The organism is Mesorhizobium sp. M1E.F.Ca.ET.041.01.1.1, assembly GCF_003997355.1.
In the GTDB taxonomy this organism is placed as follows: domain Bacteria; phylum Pseudomonadota; class Alphaproteobacteria; order Rhizobiales; family Rhizobiaceae; genus Mesorhizobium.
This window is the reverse complement of sequence record NZ_RZSL01000073.1, coordinates 1-16,978: the sequence shown is the minus strand read 5'-3', so window position 1 is coordinate 16,978 and position 16,978 is coordinate 1. Positions and strand designations below refer to the sequence as shown.

The window sequence follows — 16,978 nt, the reverse complement described above, 5'->3', positions numbered from 1 at the left end:
TAGTTGGTCATCACGGTGTAGAACACCCAAGACAACAGAAGAATGATCAGGAAGTAGACCAGCGACATGGCTGCCGCCGGGCCGAGGTCGAACTGGCCAAGCGCCGTCTTGACGAGGTCGATCGACAGGAAGGTGGTCGAGTTGCCCGGACCGCCGCCGGTGACGACGAAGGGCTCGGTGTAGATCATGAAGCTGTCCATGAAGCGCAAAAGCACCGCGATCAGCAGCACGCGCTGCATCTTCGGCAACTGGATGTAGCGGAACACCGCCCAGCGCGACGCGCCGTCGATCTTGGCCGCCTGGTAGAAGGCGTCCGGGATCGAGACCAGTCCGGCATAGCAGAGCAGCACGACCAGGCTGGTCCAGTGCCAGACATCCATGATGATAACGGTGACCCAGGCATCGATCGGGTCCTGGACATAGTTGTAGTCGATGCCGAGCGCGTTGACGTAGTAGCCGAGCAGGCCGATGTCGTTGCGGCCGAACACCTGCCAGATCGTGCCGACGACGTTCCACGGGATGAGCAGCGGCAACGCCATCAGCACCAGGCAGACCGGCACGCCCCAGCCCTTTTTCGGCATGTTGAGCGCGATGAAGATGCCGAGCGGCACTTCGATCGCCAGGATGATGAAGGAGAAGATCAGGTTGCGCACCATCGCTTCCCAGAAGCGGTCGGAGGCAAGCAGTTCCTCGAACCACTCGGTGCCGGCCCAGAAGAAGACGTTGTTGCCGAACGTGTCCTGCACCGAATAGTTGACGACGGTCATCAGCGGGATGACGGCCGAGAACGCCACCAGCACCAGCACCGGCAGGACAAGGAACCAGGCTTTGTTGTTCCAGGTCTTTTCCATCTAGGCCCCCATCTCGACGCGCCACGAATCGGCATAGATGTTGATGCCGGCCGGATCGAAGCGAACCTTGGGCTCGGACGGCACTTCGTCGTCTTCGCCGATGACGGCGGCGATCTCCTTGCCTTCGAGATTGGCGCGCACAACCTTGTGGCGGCCGACATCCTCGACCTTGCTGACCTGGACGGTCATTCCTTCACGGCCGAGCCGCACATATTCGGGACGGATACCGAGCTCGACGGCGCCGGCTTCGGCCTTCGGCACGCCCGGCAGCTCGATGCGCTGCGCGCCGAGCATTGCCGTCCTGCCTTCGAGCGCAACCGGCAGGACGTTCATGCCCGGCGAGCCGATGAAATAGCCGACGAAAGTGTGCCGCGGCCGTTCGAACAGCTCGGCCGGCGTGCCGATCTGCACGATCTCGCCGTCATACATGACCACGACGCGGTCGGCGAAAGTCAGCGCCTCGGTCTGGTCGTGCGTGACGTAGACCATGGTGTAGCCGAAGCGGCGGTGCAGTTGCTTGAGCTGCGAGCGCAGCACCCATTTCATATGCGGGTCGATGACGGTGAGCGGCTCGTCAAACAAGATGGCGTTGACGTCGGAGCGCACGAGACCGCGGCCGAGCGAGATCTTCTGCTTCTGGTCTGCGGTCAGCCGGCGCGCCTTCCGGTTCGCCATCGAGGCGAGATCGATCATGTCGAGCGTCTCGCGCACCTTGCGGTCGACATCGGCCTCCGGCACGCGGCGGTTGCGCAGCGGGAAGGCCAGATTGTCGTAGACGGTCATGGTGTCGTAGATGACCGGGAACTGGAACACCTGGGCGATGTTGCGTTCCTGCGTCGACAGCCTGGTCACGTCCCTGCCGTTGAACAAAAGCTGGCCGTGCGAGGGGTGGAGCAGCCCCGAAATGATGTTGAGCAAGGTGGTCTTGCCGCAGCCCGAGGGCCCGAGCAGCGCATAGGCGCCGCCGTCCTCGAAAGTGTGGTGCACTTCCTTCAGCGCGAAATCCGAATCTTTCTTCGGATTGGGCAGGTAGGAATGGCGGATATGGTTGACCTCGATGCGAGCCATCGCTTCCTCCTCAGGCCGCCAGCTTCGACGCCGTCACGGCGCGGCCGTTCTGGTCGAACACCATGATGTGGCGCGGATCGATGAACACCTCGACCTCGTCGTCGGTCTCGAAGTCGAGGATGCCGTGCGCCAGCATCACCCAGCGCGCGTCGGCGAAGTCGAGATGGACGAAGCTCTCCGAGCCGGTGATCTCGGTGATGGTGACCTTGGCCCGCACCGGCACGGCGCTGGCGTTGGGACGTTCGAGCGACAGATGATGCGGCTGGAAGCCGATCGTGTAGCTCGCGTCGGGAATGCCGAGCAGCTCCGGCGGCACCGGCAGCTTGACACCGCCTTCGAGCAGGAAGTCCGATCCCTTCTTGGCGAGCACGATCGTGTTGAGCGGCGGGTCGGCGAAAGTCCTGGCCGTCACCAGGTCGGCCGGCTTGCGGAACACTTCGATGGTCGGCCCGAATTGCGTGACGCGGCCTTCGGAGAGGGTGGCTGTGTTGCCGCCGAGCAAAAGCGCCTCATGCGGCTCGGTCGTGGCATAGACGAAGATCGTGCCGGCAGCGGCGAAGATCTTCGGCAGTTCGGCGCGCAATTCCTCGCGCAGCTTGTAGTCGAGATTGGCTAAGGGCTCGTCGAGCAGGACGAGGCTGGCGTTCTTGACGATGGCACGGGCGAGCGCGGTGCGCTGCTGCTGGCCGCCGGACAGGCTGAGCGGCGTGCGGTCGAGATAGGGCGTGAGCTTCAGCAGCGCGGCGGCGTTGCGCACTTCCTTGTCGATCCTGGCCTGCTCGACGCCCGCGACCCGAAGCGGCGAGGCGATGTTCTCGTAGACGGTCATCGCCGGATAGTTGATGAACTGCTGGTAGACCATGGCGACATTGCGCTTCTGCACCGGCTGTCCGGTGACATCCTTGCCGTCGAACCACACCGAGCCGGAGCTCGGCGCGTCGAGGCCGGCCATCAGCCGCATCAGGCTGGTCTTGCCCGAAAGCGTCGGTCCGAGCAGAACGTTCAGCGAGCCGTGCTGAAGCGTCAGCGACACGTCGCGGATATGCTCCTGCGCGCCGACCGTCTTCGTCACGTTCCTCAGTTCCAGCATCACGCCTCCTCCCAGGCCTTTCCCATTACCGGGCGGCCTTCACTCGGCCGCCGCGACGTGGCGCCGGCCACGCATGAATTCTTCCAAGGCCGCCGTCTGTTCGCGGCTGAAATGCAGGCCGCGCTTGGTCCTGCGCCACAGCACGTCCTCGGCGGTGACGGCCCATTCGTTCTCGACGAGATAGCGCACCTCGGCCTCATAAAGGTCGGCGCCGAAATTGCGGCCGAGATCGGCATTCGACTTGGCCAACCCAAGCAGCTTCTCGGCACGCGTGCCGTAGAGCCGGGTGAGCCTGCGCGCCAGCCGCTGATCGAGGAACGGATAGACGTTCTTGAGCTTTGATACCTGCGCGTCGAAACCGGTCGCCGGAAAATCGCCGCCGGGCAGCGGCGCATTGGCGGTCCATGGTTTGCCGCGCTTGCCGAGAAAACCTTCGATCTTCTCCAGCATCGATTCCGCCAGCCGGCGGAACGTCGTGATCTTGCCGCCGAATGAATTGAGCAAGGGGGCCGCGCCCTCCCCGCCATCGGCCTTCAGCACATAGTCGCGCGTCGCTTCCTGCGCCTTCGAGGCGCCGTCATCATAGAGCGGGCGTACCGCCGAATAGGTCCAGACGATGTCCGAACGCTTGACGGCTTGAGCGAAATATTCGCTTGCTGCGGCGCAGAGATAGTCGATCTCGGCATCGCTGATCTTCACGTCATGCGGATCGCCCGGATAGTCGCGGTCGGTGGTGCCGATCAGCGTGAACTCTTCCTCGTAGGGAATGGCGAAGATGATGCGCCCGTCCTTGTTCTGGAAGAAATAGGCCCGCGGATCGTCGAACTTCTTGCGGATGACGATGTGGCTGCCCTGCACCAGACGGACATTGTGCACATCGTTCTGGCCGACCGCCTTTGCCAGCACCTGGTCGACCCAGGGCCCGGCGGCGTTGACGAGAAGGCGAGCGCGGACTTCCTCGGTCTCGCCGGTCAACACATTCCGGATCTTGATCGTCCACAGCGCTCCGTCGCGGCGCGCGCTTACAACTTTGGTTCGGGTGCGGATGATGGCGCCTCGGTCCGCCGCGTCGCGGGCATTGAGCGCCACCAGGCGGGCATCGTTGACCCAGCCGTCCGAATATTCGAAGGCCTTGCGGAAGAGCGGTTTCAGCGGCTTGCCGGCCGGATCGGTGGCCATGTCCAGCGTTTTCGTCGCCGGCAGCAGCTTGCGCCCGCCGATATGGTCGTAGAGGAACAGGCCAAGCCGGATGAGCCAGGCCGGGCGCAGGCCCTTGGCGTAGGGCAGCACGAAGCGCATCGGCCAGATGATATGCGGCGCGTTCTTCCACAGGATCTCGCGCTCCATCAGCGCTTCGCGCACCAGCCGGAATTCATAGAACTCGAGATAGCGCAGGCCGCCATGGATCAGCTTGGTCGAGCCGGACGAAGTCCCGCTGGCGAGATCGTTCATCTCGGCCAGGAAAACCGAAAATCCGCGGCCAACGGCGTCGCGGGCGATGCCGCAGCCGTTGATGCCGCCACCTATGACGAAAATGTCATGGATCGGTGATGAGTCCACAGGTTCCTCCGCGATTTCGCATTGCACCATTTTTGTGTTTCGCGAAACCGTGATGGATTATTTCGAACTAAGAACGAATGTCAAACGAAATATCACAGGCGTATGAGACGGCCGTGAGACGACGCTTATTCGAGCGTCGTCTCGATCAAACGAACCTCGTTTTCCTCGCAGATCCTGCGCACCGAAGAGATGTCGCAACGGTCGGTGATGAAGGTGTTGACCTGCGACAGGTGGCCGATGCGAACCGGCGCCGTGCGCTCGAATTTGGTCTGGTCGGAGACGAGAATCACGTGACGCGCATTGGCGATGATGGCTTGCGCCACCTTCACCTCGCGAAAATCGAAGTCGAGCAGCGCGCCGTCATGGTCGATGGCCGAGGCTCCGATGACGGCGTAGTCGACCTTGAACTGCCGGATGAAATCGACGGCCGCCTCGCCGACAACGCCGCCGTCGGAGCCGCGCACGACGCCGCCGGCTATCACCACCTCTATCGAAGGATAAATACGCATCCTATTGGCAACATTGATGTTATTGGTGATGACCATAAGCCCGTTATGGTCGAGCAGCGCCTTGCTGACGGCTTCCGTCGTGGTGCCGATGTTGATGAACAGCGAGGCGTTGTCGGGAATCAGCCTGGCTGCGGCGCGGCCGATCGCCTCCTTCTCCTCGGCGGCGATCTTGCGCCGCGCCTCATATTCCATGTTCTCGATGCCGGACGGAAACAGCGCCCCGCCATGGACACGCGTCAGCAGGCGCTGATCGCAAAGATCGTTGAGATCCTTGCGGATCGTCTGCGGCGTCACGCTGAAATGCGTCGCCAAATCTTCGACCAGCACCCGGCCATGGTCCTTCGCCATCTGGATGATTTCGGTATGACGTGGCGAAAGAAACATCCGGCATCCTCCATTTTCGTTTTTCCTGTCTATATCGGAAAACGAAAGCAATGAAAAGGTATGAGCCGGCTAATGAAAATCATCTGATCGCAAAGGCAAACCGGTACGCAAGCCAATGCGAACCGGTTCTGGCGAAGCGGCGGACGATCTTAATCTGGATGGGGAGCGGGATGGAGATACGTCCAGGGACTCACTTCGGACCCTCTGTCCACAGGCACTTCGATCAACACGGGGCTGTCTAGGGTCGCGCAAGTCGTTATCAATCGCTCGAGCTCCTCGGGCGTCGTCGCTTTGAAGGCCGGGATATTGAAGCTCTCGGCGAGCTTCACAAAGTCCGGATTGGTCAGCTCCGACCCCAGGTAGCGACCGTCATACGATTGTCTCTGGTCTCTCAGCACGTTCCCAAAAGAACCGTTATTGAACACGATCGCTATCACGTTGATGCGATGTTGAACCGCGGTTGCAAGCTCCTGGAGGCCAAACATGAAACCGCCGTCGCCGGAGACGGAGATCACCATCTTGTCCGGATGAGCAACCTTGACGCCCAACGCGGTATTGAACCCGAAACCCAGAGTTTCCTGATAGCCGCAGGTCACGTATTGCAGGGGAGCGAAAACCGGGAACGCGAACCGGGCGGTGAAGCCCACCTGGCTGATCTCCTCGACAAAGAAGCCGTCCCTCGGCAGTGCGCGCCGGATCGCGTTGACGTAGGAAACCTGAGGTTCTACGGCAGCGAAGCGTTCCCTCGCGGCATTGTTCAGTCGAGCGAAATCTTCCAGGCGCATATCGATTGAAGATCGAGGTGCCTGTTCGAGAAGAGCATCGACGCCATCGGCCGCATCCGCCACGATCGCGGCGTCCGGACGCAGGCGAACCATCTCCTTCGGATCGATGTCAATCCGGATGACTTTGAGGTTCTTTGGAATATATCGCCAGCGCATGAACTGCAATTCAAGGCGGCTACCGACACCGATAAGAAGGTCGGTATCTTTCCAGTAGTCGTATGCTGCGACCAGATTAAGGGCATTGGGGTGATCGTCGGGGAGCACACCCTTGCCCGATCGATGAGCCGTTACAGGCGCACCTAGACGCTCGGCAAGTTCTCGCACCTGCTTGCGCGCATCAACCGCTCCGCCACCAACCATGATGAGTGGACGTTTGGCATTTGAAATGAGCTGGATGGCCTGCTCAATCGCCAGCGGGTCCGGCCGGGCACTCTCGGCTCGCGCTGCCGAAACAATCGGCACCTCCGGACCTTTTTGGCCGAAGACATCCCACGGCGCTTCGATCGAGCCGGGTCCTTTTCGCCCGGAGATCATCTTGGAGATAACCTCGCTGACGACGAAGCCAGCCTCTGACTGATGATCAAGGCGTTCGGCGACTTTCGTTATGCCGCGCAGGGTCGCCAGCTGATCCGGCAATTCGTGAAGCTGTCCCCGGCCTCTGCCGATCAAGTGAGACATGATGTTGCCCGTGATGCAAAGCACCGGCGCGTTCGCACCCAGGGCGGTGCAGAGGGCCGCACCCGCGTTCAGCACGCCTGGTCCCGGAACCACGGTGAACGCACCAATCCGGCCTGTTGCCTTGGCATAGCCATATGCCATGTAGGCGGCACCTTGTTCGTGTCGCGTATGGATGAATTTGATCTTGTCGCCGGCACGATGGAGTGCGTCGTTGAAATCGTACATATGAACCCCGGGTATGCCGAACACGGTGTCGATGCTGTGTTCAACAAGGGCTCGCGTGATTGCTTCCGCAGTTGTTTCAGACTTTGCCATTTCTTGCACAACCATGATTGCTCCCGGCCGACCGACTGCCTTGCCGGCCAGTTGTTCCTACCTTTCCAACTTTTGATTAACATGTCGAATAAGGTAACGGGGTGCCGCCCCTAGCCCGGAAAATCCGGCAGGCTGGCGAAAGCCGCCTTCAGCGCGTTGGACCAGCCATCCGAGATCGTGCGGTAATATTGGTCGTCCTGGCCGATCCGCTTCTTGAGGCCGACCTTGAAGGCGTCCTCCTCGAGGAAGAGCAGGTCGAGCGGCAGGCCGACCGACAGGTTCGACTTCAACGTCGAGTCGAAGGAAACCAGAAGCAGCTTCACCGTCTCGGCAAGGCTCATCGTACGGTCATAGGCGCGGATGATGATCGGCTTGCCGTATTTGGTCTCGCCGATCTGGAAGAATGGCGTGTCATCGGTCGACTCGATGAAATTGCCCTCGGGATAGATCATGAACAGCCGTGGTGGACTGCCCTTGATCTGGCCTCCGAGGATGAAAGAGGCGTTGAAATAGGAATCGGCCTTGTCGCCGGCGGGCGACGAATGGGCGATCACTTCCTTCACCGTATCGCCGACCAGCCGCACCGCCTGATACATGGATGGCGTTTCGAGCAGCTTCTCGTGGCGATCGCCGACTGCCTTGGTACGCTCGTCGAGCAGGCTGACCACGGCCTGCGTGGTGGCCAGATTGCCCGCCGACATCAGCACGATGACGCGCTCGCCGGGCTCTTCCCAGACATGCATCTTCTTGAAGGTCGAGATCGAATCCATGCCGGCATTGGTGCGCGTGTCCGACATGAACACGAGCCCGCGATCGATCTTGAGGCCGACGCAATAGGTCATGAGTCTTCTTAAGCCAGCGAATCCTGACGAAGATTACTGCTCCACCGTGACGGTGACGGCAAGCTTCTCTTCCGCTTGACCGAGCAGAATTCCCGATACCGGCGCGGCATCGCGATAGTCGCGTCCCGTCGCCACCCTCACATAGCGTTCGTCGGGAGAAATACCGTTTGCGGGATCAAAGGCAACCCAGCCGAGCCCCGGAACGTGCGCCTCGGCCCAGGCATGGCTCGCCGCCTGTTCGACGGCCGCGTCCGTCATCAGATAGCCGCTGACATAGCGAGCGGGAAAACCCATCGCGCGCGCCGCGGCGATAAAGATGTGGCTGTGGTCCTGGCAGACACCGCTCTTCAGCGCCAGAGCTTCTTCGGCCGGCGTAACGACGCTGGTCGCGCCCGGCTTGTAGGCGACCCGCTCGCGGATCGTGCCCATCAGCCTGTGCAGCCGCTCGATATCGGTCCCCTCGCCGGCGGAGCCAATAAGCTCACGAATGCCATCGCCGGCGATGGTCAACGGTGTCTGCTGACCGAACAGCCAGAGCGGCGCGAAACCCTGATGCGGGCCGGACACACCCGCCGTGTCGCGCGTCATCACTTCGCCGGAGGCTTCGACCTTGATGGTGTTGTGGCCGCCCTCCGCACTCACCAGCCGCGTGTCGTTGCCGAACTGGTCGACGAAACGCACTTCCTCACGCGCGCCGTCGACCTTGATCGCCCAGCTTGCCACGGTCTGTGTATGCCCGCTCTGCGGCAGCAGGCGCAGCCGCTGCAGCAGATATTGCACCGGCGCGTCGTAGCGGTACTCGGTCCGGTGGGTGATCTTGAGCCGCATGGCGCCCTGCCCCTTCAGCGCTCAATAAAACCGGTAGTCCTGTGCGATCTCGTCGCCCAGTCTTGTATTGTCGGCAATGAATTCGGCCAGGAATTCGTGCAGGCCGTGGTCGAAAATATCCTTGATCGAACCCTTCCTCAGCATGGCCTGTGTCTTCTCGGCCGTGGCATGGCAGGCATGGCGCTCGCCATAGTCGTCGGCGAGGAACTTCAGATGCTCCGCCAGGAAGCGGTAGCAGAAGGTGAGCGAGCGCGGCATGCGGACATTGAGGATCAGATAATCGGCGATGTTGGTCGGCTTGTATTCGGCGTCGTAGACCCAGCGGTAGGAGCGGTGCGCCGACACCGAGCGCAGGATCGATTCCCATTGATAGTTGTCGAGCGTCGACCCCACCCAGGAGATCGATGGCAAAAGCACATAGTATTTGACGTCGAGGATGCGGGCCGTGTTGTCGGCGCGCTCGACATAGGTGCCAAGCTGCGAGAAATCGAAAATCTCGTTGCGCAGCATCGTGCCATAGAACGAGCCGCGGATCAGCGCCGTCTCGCGCTTGATGGCGTCGAGCACGCTCGGCAGGTCGCGTTCGTCTATCGGCCTTGCCAAAATGCGCTTCAACGACATCCAGGCTTCGTTGATGCTCTCCCAGGTCTCGCGGGTCAGCGCGGTGCGCACCATGCGCGCGTTGTTGCGCGCCGTCTCGATCGACGACATCGTGCTCGATGGGTTCGAGATGTCGCGCAACAGGAAATCCGAGACGTTGGCGACGGTGTAATCCTGGTATTTCTGCGAGAAGGCAAGGTCGGAGCCGGCGCTGAGCAGCACCGAGTTCCATTCCTCGGACGCGTTCTGGGTGCGCGTCAGCGCCATGCGCAGGCCGGCATCGACAAGGCGCGCCATGTTTTCGGCCCGCTCGATATAGCGGTTCATCCAGTAGAGACCGTTGGCGGTGCGGCCGAGAAGCATGTCGGGCCCTTCGGGCTAGTGAGTAGGGAATAGTGAGTAGTGAGTAGTGAAAGTTCGAGTTTCGATTGAATGCGGCATTGGCCTGTCCCTCTGATACTGACTACTGACTATTCCCTACTCACTCACTTCAATCATCCAGCACCCACGTATCCTTCGTCCCGCCGCCCTGCGAGGAGTTGACCACAAGGGAGCCTTCCTTCAGCGCAACCCGCGTCAGCCCTCCGGGCACGAGCTGGATGCGGTCGGAGACCAGCACGTAAGGCCGAAGATCGACATGGCGCGGCGACAGGCCCTTTTCGGTCAGGATCGGGCAAGTCGACAGCGCCAGCGTCGGCTGGGCGATATAGTTTGCCGGCTTCGCCTGCAGCTTCTTGGCGAACGCCTCACATTCCTTCTTGGTCGCCGCCGGGCCGACCAGCATGCCGTAACCGCCCGAGCCGTGCACTTCCTTGATCACGAGTTCGCTGATGTGCTCCAGCACGTATTTCAGGCTGTCCGCCTCGGAGCAGCGCCAGGTCGGGATGTTGCCGAGAATCGCCTTGCGGCCGGTGTAGAACTCGACGATCTCAGGCATGTAGGAATAGATCGCCTTGTCGTCGGCGATGCCGGTTCCCGGCGCATTCGCAATGGTGATATTGCCGGCACGGTAGACATCCATGATGCCCGGCACGCCGAGCGCGGAATCCGGCCGGAAGGTCAGCGGATCGAGGAAAGCATCGTCGACGCGCCGGTAGAGCACGTCGATCTGTTTGTAGCCTTCGGTGGTGCGCATCGTGACATGGCCGTCGACCACGCGCAGATCCTGTCCCTCGACCAGTTGCACGCCCATCTGGTCGGCAAGGAAGGCATGCTCGAAATAGGCGGAGTTATAGCTGCCCGGCGTCAGCACGGCGATGGTCGGCGCGCCCTTGGTGCTCTGCGGCCGCACCGCGGCGAGCGACTGACGCAACAGCTGCGGATAGTTCTCGACCGGCTGCACCTTGATCTGCTGGAAGAGCTCCGGGAAGAGCTGCATCATCGTCTCGCGGTTCTCCAGCATGTAGGAGACGCCGGAAGGCGTGCGGGCATTGTCCTCCAACACATAGAACTCGTTCTCGCTGATGCGGACGATGTCGACGCCGATGATGTGGGTGTAGACGCCGGCCGGCGGCCTCACACCGATCATCTCGGGCAGGAAGGCCTCATTCTTCGCCACCAGCTCCTTGGGAACACGCCCCGCGCGCAGGATCTCCTGACGGTGGTAGATGTCGTCGAGAAAGGCATTGAGCGCCTGCACCCGCTGCTCGATGCCTTGCGTCAGCCGGCGCCATTCCTGGCCGGAAATGATGCGCGGAACGATGTCGAAGGGGATCAGCCGCTCGGAGGCCTCCTGTTCGCCATAGACGGCGAAGGTGATGCCCGTCTTGCGGAAGACACGCTCGGCGTCCTGCATTTTCTGGGTGAGCCTGGCCGGGTCCTGTTCCTTCAGCCAGCGATCGTAAGCCTGGTATGGTCTTCTCAATCCGGAGACTTCCGGAGCCATTTCGTCGAACGCTGCCAATCGCATACTCCCCTGTGAAACCATTTCACTGGCCCGGCTGGAGAAAATCAAGCGCAATCGATGATTTGGCGAGCGTCGGCGATCGTTATGTCGAAGTTGCCTAAGATTAAGGCAGAGCCGCCGGGCTGAGGTCAGGCGCTGCCTCGTGCCCGAGCAAGGCAGGCGCGGTCAGAATGCCCGGAAGGTGACGATGGTGAAGGTGTCCTTGATTCCGGGCAGAATCTGCACCCTCTCATTGACGAAGTGGCCGACGTCTTCCTCGTCATCGACATAGAATTTTGCGAGCAGGTCGTAATTGCCGGCGGTCGAATAGATCTCGGAGGCGATCTCGGCATCGGCGAGCGCGCTGGCGACCTCATAGGCCTTGCCCAGATCGCACTTTATCTGCACGAAAAATGCCTTCATTGCCGATCCTGTGAGCTTATACGCGAATAAGCGCCCTTTTGGCAGACTGCCGCCCCGCTTTCAAGCATCAGCCGGCGCCGGCCCTGGCGACCGCTTGCCGCAATTCGGCGGCCGGCATGCCGCTCCTGTCGAGGCTGCCGTCGATGATTGGCCCGGCGTGCCTCAAGTCACAAGCACCGACCAGACGTCGATGCGGGCAAGAATCTTCCGAAGCCGGTGAAACCACGGCAGGGCGGCCAGCGTATGTTAGACTGCGCCTTCACAACGTGAATTTTCGGGAGTCAGGCCATGCGCCGCGCTTTGTTCGCACTCGCTCTCGTTCCGATGCTTCTTGCATCCATAGCCTTTGCCGGCGACGCCGAGATCAAGGCGGCGCAGACGGTCATCGACAGCCAGCTCAAGGCCTTCCTCGCCGATGACGGCGCCACCGCCTACAGTTTCGCGGCACCGAACGTGAAGCGCATCTTCCCGACGGTCGACACCTTCATGAACATGGTGACCAACGGCTACGCGCCGGTGCGCAAGCCGCAAACCTATTCCTTCGGCAAGGTGGAGCAGACCGGGCCGGCCTCGATCATCCAGCAGGTGCTGATCGTCGGCCCCGACGGCAAGGACTATGAGGCGGTCTACACGCTGGAGCAGCAGCCCGACGGCAGCTTCAAGATCACCGGCTGCAGCCTGCGCGCCTCGACTTCGGTCAGCACGTGAGCCAGACAATCAGTAGCGCGCCCTGCCGCCAGACATGTCAAAGACCGCGCCGGTGTTGAAGCTGGCGGCATCGGAGCAGAGCCAGAGAACCAGCGCCGCGACCTCTTCCACCGCCCCAAGCCGCTTCAGCGGGCTGGCGCCGACCATGTCGCTGACGACCTCGTTTCCGAGTCGCCGGATAAGGTCCGTATCGATCGGACCGGGAGCGACGCAGTTGACGCGGATATCGGTGTCGCAGACCTCGCGCGACAAGGCCTTGGTGAAGGCAATGATGCCTCCGCTTGCGGCCGAATAGGCGGCGAGGTTCGGCAATCCTTCCTTGCCGGCGAGCGACCCCATATTGACGATGCGGCCGCGAGCGGCCTTGCGCATGACCGGCAGAACCTGATGCGTGACCTCGAATGTTCCGATGAGATTGACCCCGATGATGCGCTGCCACTCAGCGGGATCGAAGGCCTCGAAGCCAAGGTAGGGACCAAGATAGCCCGCGTTGTTGATGAGAATGTCGACCCCGCCTGTCGTGGCGACCACCTCGCTGAGAGCATTCCTTATGTCGCCCGCCCTGGTCACATCGACCGTCTGACTGCTGGTTCCCGACTGGCGCTGGATCGGCATCCCACACCCACACGTCGGCTCCTGACCGCGCCAACTGCGTAGCCACGGCCTTGCCGATGCCCCTCGAGCCGCCGGTCACGATCGCCGTCTTGCCGGCAAAGTCGTAGGTCACGGTCATGGCTGATCCCCGAGGGCGCAACTCTGCTCTCGGGCAGTCGGTCCGTCAATCGCGGGACGTCCGGCTAGATGGTTGAAATATCGCCCCTCGCCCAGCCATCTGAAATCTCCGCGGCGCGCGCCTCGAAGCCCCGCGCCTCGATCGCGGCTCGGATGTCCTGCATCAGCTTCTGATAGTAGGACAGGTTGTTCCAGGTGAGCAGCATTGCGCCGAGCGTCTCTTGCGAACGCACCAGATGATGCAGATAGGCGCGCGAATAGTCGCGCGCGGCGGGGCAGTCGCTTTCCTCGTCCAGCGGACGTGGATCGTCGGCGTGGCGGGCGTTGCGCAGGTTGATCTTGCCGCGGCGCGTATAGGCAAGGCCGTGGCGGCCGGCGCGCGTCGGCATCACGCAGTCGAACATGTCGATGCCGCGCGCCACCGACTTCAAGATGTCGTCCGGCGTGCCGACGCCCATCAGATAGCGCGGCCTGTCGTCCGGCAGTTCCGGGCAGGTGATCTCCAGCATCTCCAGCATCACCGCCTGCGGCTCGCCGACCGCCAGGCCGCCGACGGCATAGCCTTTGAGGTCCATCGCCTTCAGCGCCTGCGCCGAGCGCACACGCATGGTAGCGCTGTCGCCGCCCTGGACGATGCCGAACATCGCTTTGCCCGGCTGGTCGCCGAACGCCGCCTTGCAGCGTTCGGCCCAGCGCAGCGACAGTTCCATGGCGCGCTCGATCTCCTTGGGCTTGGCGGGAAGCGCGGTGCATTCGTCGAGCTGCATCTGGATGTCGGAATCGAGCAGCCCCTGGATCTCGATCGACCGCTCCGGCGACATCTCGTAGGGCGCGCCGTCGATATGCGAGCGGAAGGTGACGCCCTTTTCCGTCAGCTTCCTCAGCTTCGACAGCGACATGACCTGGAAGCCGCCGCTGTCGGTCAGGATCGGGTATGGCCAGCGCGCGAACTCATGCAACCCGCCGAGCCTCGCCACGCGCTCGGCGCCCGGCCGCAGCATCAGATGATAGGTGTTGCCGAGGATGATGTCGGCGCCGACGCCGCGCACCTGATCCATATACATGGCCTTGACGGTGCCGCCGGTGCCGACCGGCATGAAGGCCGGCGTGCGGATTTCGCCGCGCGGCATCGAAATCAGGCCGCGCCGCGCCCTGCCGTCGGTAGCGATGAGCTTGAAGGAGAAAGCCGCAGCCATCGAATTCCTTGTAGTGGACGAGCGTGCCTGGTGTTTTTCGAGATCAGCGTCCATCGCTTGTCTCCCGGAAAAGTAGGCAGGAGTCCCCATAGGAGTAGAATCTGTAGCGGCTCGCGATGGCATGCGCATAGGCCGAACGCATCGTCTCCAGCCCGCTGAAGGCCGAGACCAGCATGAACAGCGTCGAGCGCGGCAGGTGGAAATTGGTCATCAGCATGTCGGCTGTCCGGAAACGGTAGCCGGGCGTGATGAAGATGTCGGTCGGTCCGGACCAGGCCTCGATCCTGCCGTCTTCGCGCGCGGCGCTTTCCAGGAGGCGCAGCGAGGTCGTGCCGACGGCGACGATCCGCCCTCCCCGCGCCCTTGCCGCATTGAGTGCGTCCGCGGTTTCGCGGCTCACCGAGCCGGTTTCCGCATGCATCTTGTGATCGGCGGTATCGTCGGCCTTGACCGGCAGGAAGGTGCCGGCGCCGACGTGAAGCGTGACGAAGCGGCGCTCGACACCCCTGGCGTCAAGAGCGGCGAACAGATCAGGCGTGAAATGCAGCCCCGCGGTGGGCGCGGCGACAGCGCCCTCTTCCCTGGCGTAGATGGTCTGGTAGTCGCGGCGGTCGCGCTCGTCGTCGTCGCGTTTCGAGGCGATGTAGGGCGGCAGCGGAATATGGCCGACGGCGTGCAGCGCCTCGTCGAGGAACGGCCCTGAGAGGTCGAAGCCGAGCAGCGCTTCGCCCGCCTCACCCTTCTCGATTACCGTCGCGTCGAGCCGGCCGAGGAAGCAGGAATTCTGGTCATGGCCGAAATGAATGCGGTCGCCGACGGCGATGCGCTTGCCGGGCCGCATGAAGGCCAGCCAGCGGTCCGGCGCCACCCGCATATGCAGCGTGGCCTCGACCTGCGCCATCGCCTCGCCGCGCTTGCGGATGCCTTTCAATTGCGCCGGGATGACCTTGGTGTCGTTGAACACCAGCACGTCGCCGTCCTTAAGCAGCGACGGCAGATCGCGCACGATCCGATCATCCAGGCCTTGGCCGGGTCTGACGACCAGCATCCTGGCGCTGTCTCGCGGCTCCGCCGGACGAAGCGCGATGCGCGCCTCCGGTAGCTCGAAGTCGAACAGATCGACGCGCATCAGAACAGCCGGATGAGCAGCGCTCCGGCCAGCAGCAACACGGCCCCGGCGACACGGCCAAGCGAGATCTCGCGCACGGCGACACCGAGGAAACCGGCGCGGTCGACCAGCATGCCGGCGATCAGCTGGCCGGCGACCAGGAAGGCCATCAGCGCGGCGGCGCCGATGCGCGGCGTGAGGATGGTGGAGAGCGTGACATAGAAGCCGCCGAGCATGCCGCCGGCAACGAACAGCCACGGCGCCGGCGCCTTCCAGTCGAGCGAAATGCCCTGCAGCCTCACCACGGCGACCGCGATGATGCCGAGCACGATAGCGCCGGACAGGAAGGAAAACGCGGCGGCCGCGACCGGAAGGCCGAGGCCGCGCGCCAGTTGCGAGTTGATCGGCGCCTGGATGGCGATGAAGGCGCCAGACAGGATGCCGAGCAACGACCAGACTGCGCCCATCACCTTTATGTCCTTACTTGACGTCGGCCGCGACCTTCAGCGACACGATCTTGTCGGGGTCCTGCACCGGCTCGCCGCGCTTGATCTTGTCGACGTTCTCCATGCCTTCGATGACCTGGCCCCATACCGTGTACTGGCGGTTGAGGAAGGAGGCGTCGTCGAAGCAGATGAAGAACTGCGAGTTCGCAGAATTCGGGTTCTGCGCGCGCGCCATCGAGCAGGTGCCGCGGCCGTGATTGGCGTTGGAGAATTCGGCCTTCAGGTCCGGCTTGTCGGAGCCGCCCATGCCGGCGCGAGACGGGGCAAAGGAGGGCTTCGAGGAATTGCCGAATTTGACGTCGCCGGTCTGCGCCATGAAGCCGTCGATGACGCGGTGGAACACCACGCCGTCATAGGCGCCCTCGCGCGCCAGTTCCTTGATGCGGGCGACGTGACCGGGCGCCAGGTCGGGATACATCTCGATGACGACGTTGCCCTTGGTCGTTTCCATGATGAGCGCGTTCTCGCGGTCCTTGATCTCAGCCATGTCAGAAAATCCTTTTAAAATTGAGTGAGTTACTTACCGTCGGCAGCGATGCGAACCTTGACCATGCGATCGGGGTCGGTGACGGTGCCGTTGTCCGCCTCGTCGCCCTTCTTTATCTTGTCCACCAGATCCATGCCGCTCTCCACCTTGCCGACGATAGTGTACTGGCCGTCGAGGTTCGGCGCAGGCGCGAACATGATGAAGAACTGGGAATTGGCCGAATTCGGATCCTGCGAGCGGGCCATGCCGACCACGCCGCGCGTGAATTGTTCGGTCTGGGAGAACTCGGCCGGCAGGTCGGGAAGATCGGAACCGCCGGTGCCGACGGCCTCGGGGTTGAAACCCTTCTCCATGTTGCCGAACTTGACGTCGCCGGTCTGCGCCATGAAGCCGTCGATGACGCGGTGGAAGGCGACGTTGTCA

Annotated in this window: 18 protein-coding genes and 1 pseudogene; 1 reads left to right on the top strand and 18 read right to left on the bottom strand. The window is 62.4% G+C overall.

Annotated elements, in window-relative coordinates; all coding sequences use genetic code 11:
- The 11 genes from EOA38_RS09095 to EOA38_RS09045 form a co-directional block, all read right to left on the bottom strand.
- Positions 1-851: sugar ABC transporter permease (locus tag EOA38_RS09095; protein ID WP_145965937.1), on the bottom strand; the 851-nt coding region annotated here is incomplete at its 3' end.
- Entirely contained in the window at positions 852-1,919 is a 1,068-nt protein-coding gene (locus tag EOA38_RS09090) for an ABC transporter ATP-binding protein (RefSeq protein ID WP_126093837.1), read from the bottom strand. It abuts the gene before it with no gap.
- 10 nt (positions 1,920-1,929) lie between these two features.
- Entirely contained in the window at positions 1,930-3,009 is a 1,080-nt protein-coding gene (locus tag EOA38_RS09085; RefSeq protein ID WP_127298996.1) for an ABC transporter ATP-binding protein, read from the bottom strand.
- A 39-nt stretch (positions 3,010-3,048) separates the two neighbouring features.
- Positions 3,049-4,569, bottom strand: coding sequence for a glycerol-3-phosphate dehydrogenase (gene glpD / locus EOA38_RS09080; protein ID WP_126093835.1), 1,521 nt, complete (start codon positions 4,567-4,569; stop codon positions 3,049-3,051).
- A gap of 125 nt (positions 4,570-4,694) precedes the next feature.
- Positions 4,695-5,462 (bottom strand): DeoR/GlpR family DNA-binding transcription regulator, encoded by a 768-nt coding sequence (locus EOA38_RS09075; protein ID WP_127298995.1) that lies wholly within the window; start codon positions 5,460-5,462, stop codon positions 4,695-4,697.
- 149 nt (positions 5,463-5,611) lie between these two features.
- Positions 5,612-7,240: a thiamine pyrophosphate-dependent enzyme gene (locus EOA38_RS09070; protein ID WP_127298998.1), complete on the bottom strand. Its 1,629-nt coding sequence runs from the start codon at positions 7,238-7,240 to the stop codon at positions 5,612-5,614.
- 110 nt (positions 7,241-7,350) lie between these two features.
- Complete coding sequence (locus EOA38_RS09065) at positions 7,351-8,082, bottom strand: peptidase (RefSeq protein WP_126093833.1); 732 nt, start codon at positions 8,080-8,082, stop codon at positions 7,351-7,353.
- 33 nt (positions 8,083-8,115) lie between these two features.
- On the bottom strand, positions 8,116-8,910 hold the full coding sequence (locus tag EOA38_RS09060) for a transglutaminase family protein (protein ID WP_127298994.1): 795 nt from the start codon (positions 8,908-8,910) through the stop codon (positions 8,116-8,118).
- A 21-nt stretch (positions 8,911-8,931) separates the two neighbouring features.
- Positions 8,932-9,873, bottom strand: a complete 942-nt coding sequence (locus EOA38_RS09055; protein WP_127298993.1) for an alpha-E domain-containing protein — start codon at positions 9,871-9,873, stop codon at positions 8,932-8,934.
- Between the two features lie 127 nt (positions 9,874-10,000).
- Complete coding sequence (locus tag EOA38_RS09050) at positions 10,001-11,419, bottom strand: circularly permuted type 2 ATP-grasp protein (protein WP_126093829.1); 1,419 nt, start codon at positions 11,417-11,419, stop codon at positions 10,001-10,003.
- Positions 11,420-11,581: 162 nt separating this feature from the next.
- Positions 11,582-11,818 carry an Lrp/AsnC family transcriptional regulator gene (locus EOA38_RS09045; protein WP_027166286.1) on the bottom strand — a complete coding sequence of 79 codons (237 nt, stop codon included), beginning with the start codon at positions 11,816-11,818 and terminating at the stop codon, positions 11,582-11,584.
- A gap of 288 nt (positions 11,819-12,106) precedes the next feature.
- Here EOA38_RS09045 and EOA38_RS09040 point away from each other — a divergent pair, with 288 nt between their 5' ends.
- Positions 12,107-12,526 carry a DUF4864 domain-containing protein gene (locus tag EOA38_RS09040; RefSeq protein WP_126093828.1) on the top strand — a complete coding sequence of 140 codons (420 nt, stop codon included), beginning with the start codon at positions 12,107-12,109 and terminating at the stop codon, positions 12,524-12,526.
- A 9-nt stretch (positions 12,527-12,535) separates the two neighbouring features.
- Here the strand turns inward: EOA38_RS09040 and EOA38_RS09035 are convergent, their stop codons facing one another.
- From EOA38_RS09035 to EOA38_RS09005, 7 genes and pseudogenes are all read right to left on the bottom strand, one after another.
- A complete protein-coding gene (locus EOA38_RS09035; protein WP_281060089.1) occupies positions 12,536-13,141 on the bottom strand; it encodes an SDR family NAD(P)-dependent oxidoreductase in 606 nt (201 codons plus the stop codon).
- Positions 13,142-13,175: 34 nt separating this feature from the next.
- Positions 13,176-13,259 (bottom strand): annotated as a pseudogene (locus EOA38_RS40935) (3-oxoacyl-ACP reductase); the annotation flags it as partial.
- 64 nt (positions 13,260-13,323) lie between these two features.
- Positions 13,324-14,454 carry a tRNA guanosine(34) transglycosylase Tgt gene (tgt, locus tag EOA38_RS09025; RefSeq protein ID WP_127298997.1) on the bottom strand — a complete coding sequence of 377 codons (1,131 nt, stop codon included), beginning with the start codon at positions 14,452-14,454 and terminating at the stop codon, positions 13,324-13,326.
- Between the two features lie 43 nt (positions 14,455-14,497).
- Complete coding sequence (queA, locus tag EOA38_RS09020; protein WP_127298990.1) at positions 14,498-15,583, bottom strand: tRNA preQ1(34) S-adenosylmethionine ribosyltransferase-isomerase QueA; 1,086 nt, start codon at positions 15,581-15,583, stop codon at positions 14,498-14,500.
- Positions 15,583-16,032, bottom strand: coding sequence for a DMT family transporter (locus EOA38_RS09015; protein WP_127298989.1), 450 nt, complete (start codon positions 16,030-16,032; stop codon positions 15,583-15,585). The genes queA and EOA38_RS09015 overlap by 1 nt, the downstream gene beginning before the upstream one ends.
- A 10-nt stretch (positions 16,033-16,042) precedes the next feature.
- Positions 16,043-16,555: a peptidylprolyl isomerase gene (locus EOA38_RS09010; protein WP_126093824.1), complete on the bottom strand. Its 513-nt coding sequence runs from the start codon at positions 16,553-16,555 to the stop codon at positions 16,043-16,045.
- Positions 16,556-16,584: 29 nt separating this feature from the next.
- The coding region (locus EOA38_RS09005; protein ID WP_145965936.1) for a peptidylprolyl isomerase at positions 16,585-16,978 on the bottom strand (394 nt) is incomplete at its 5' end.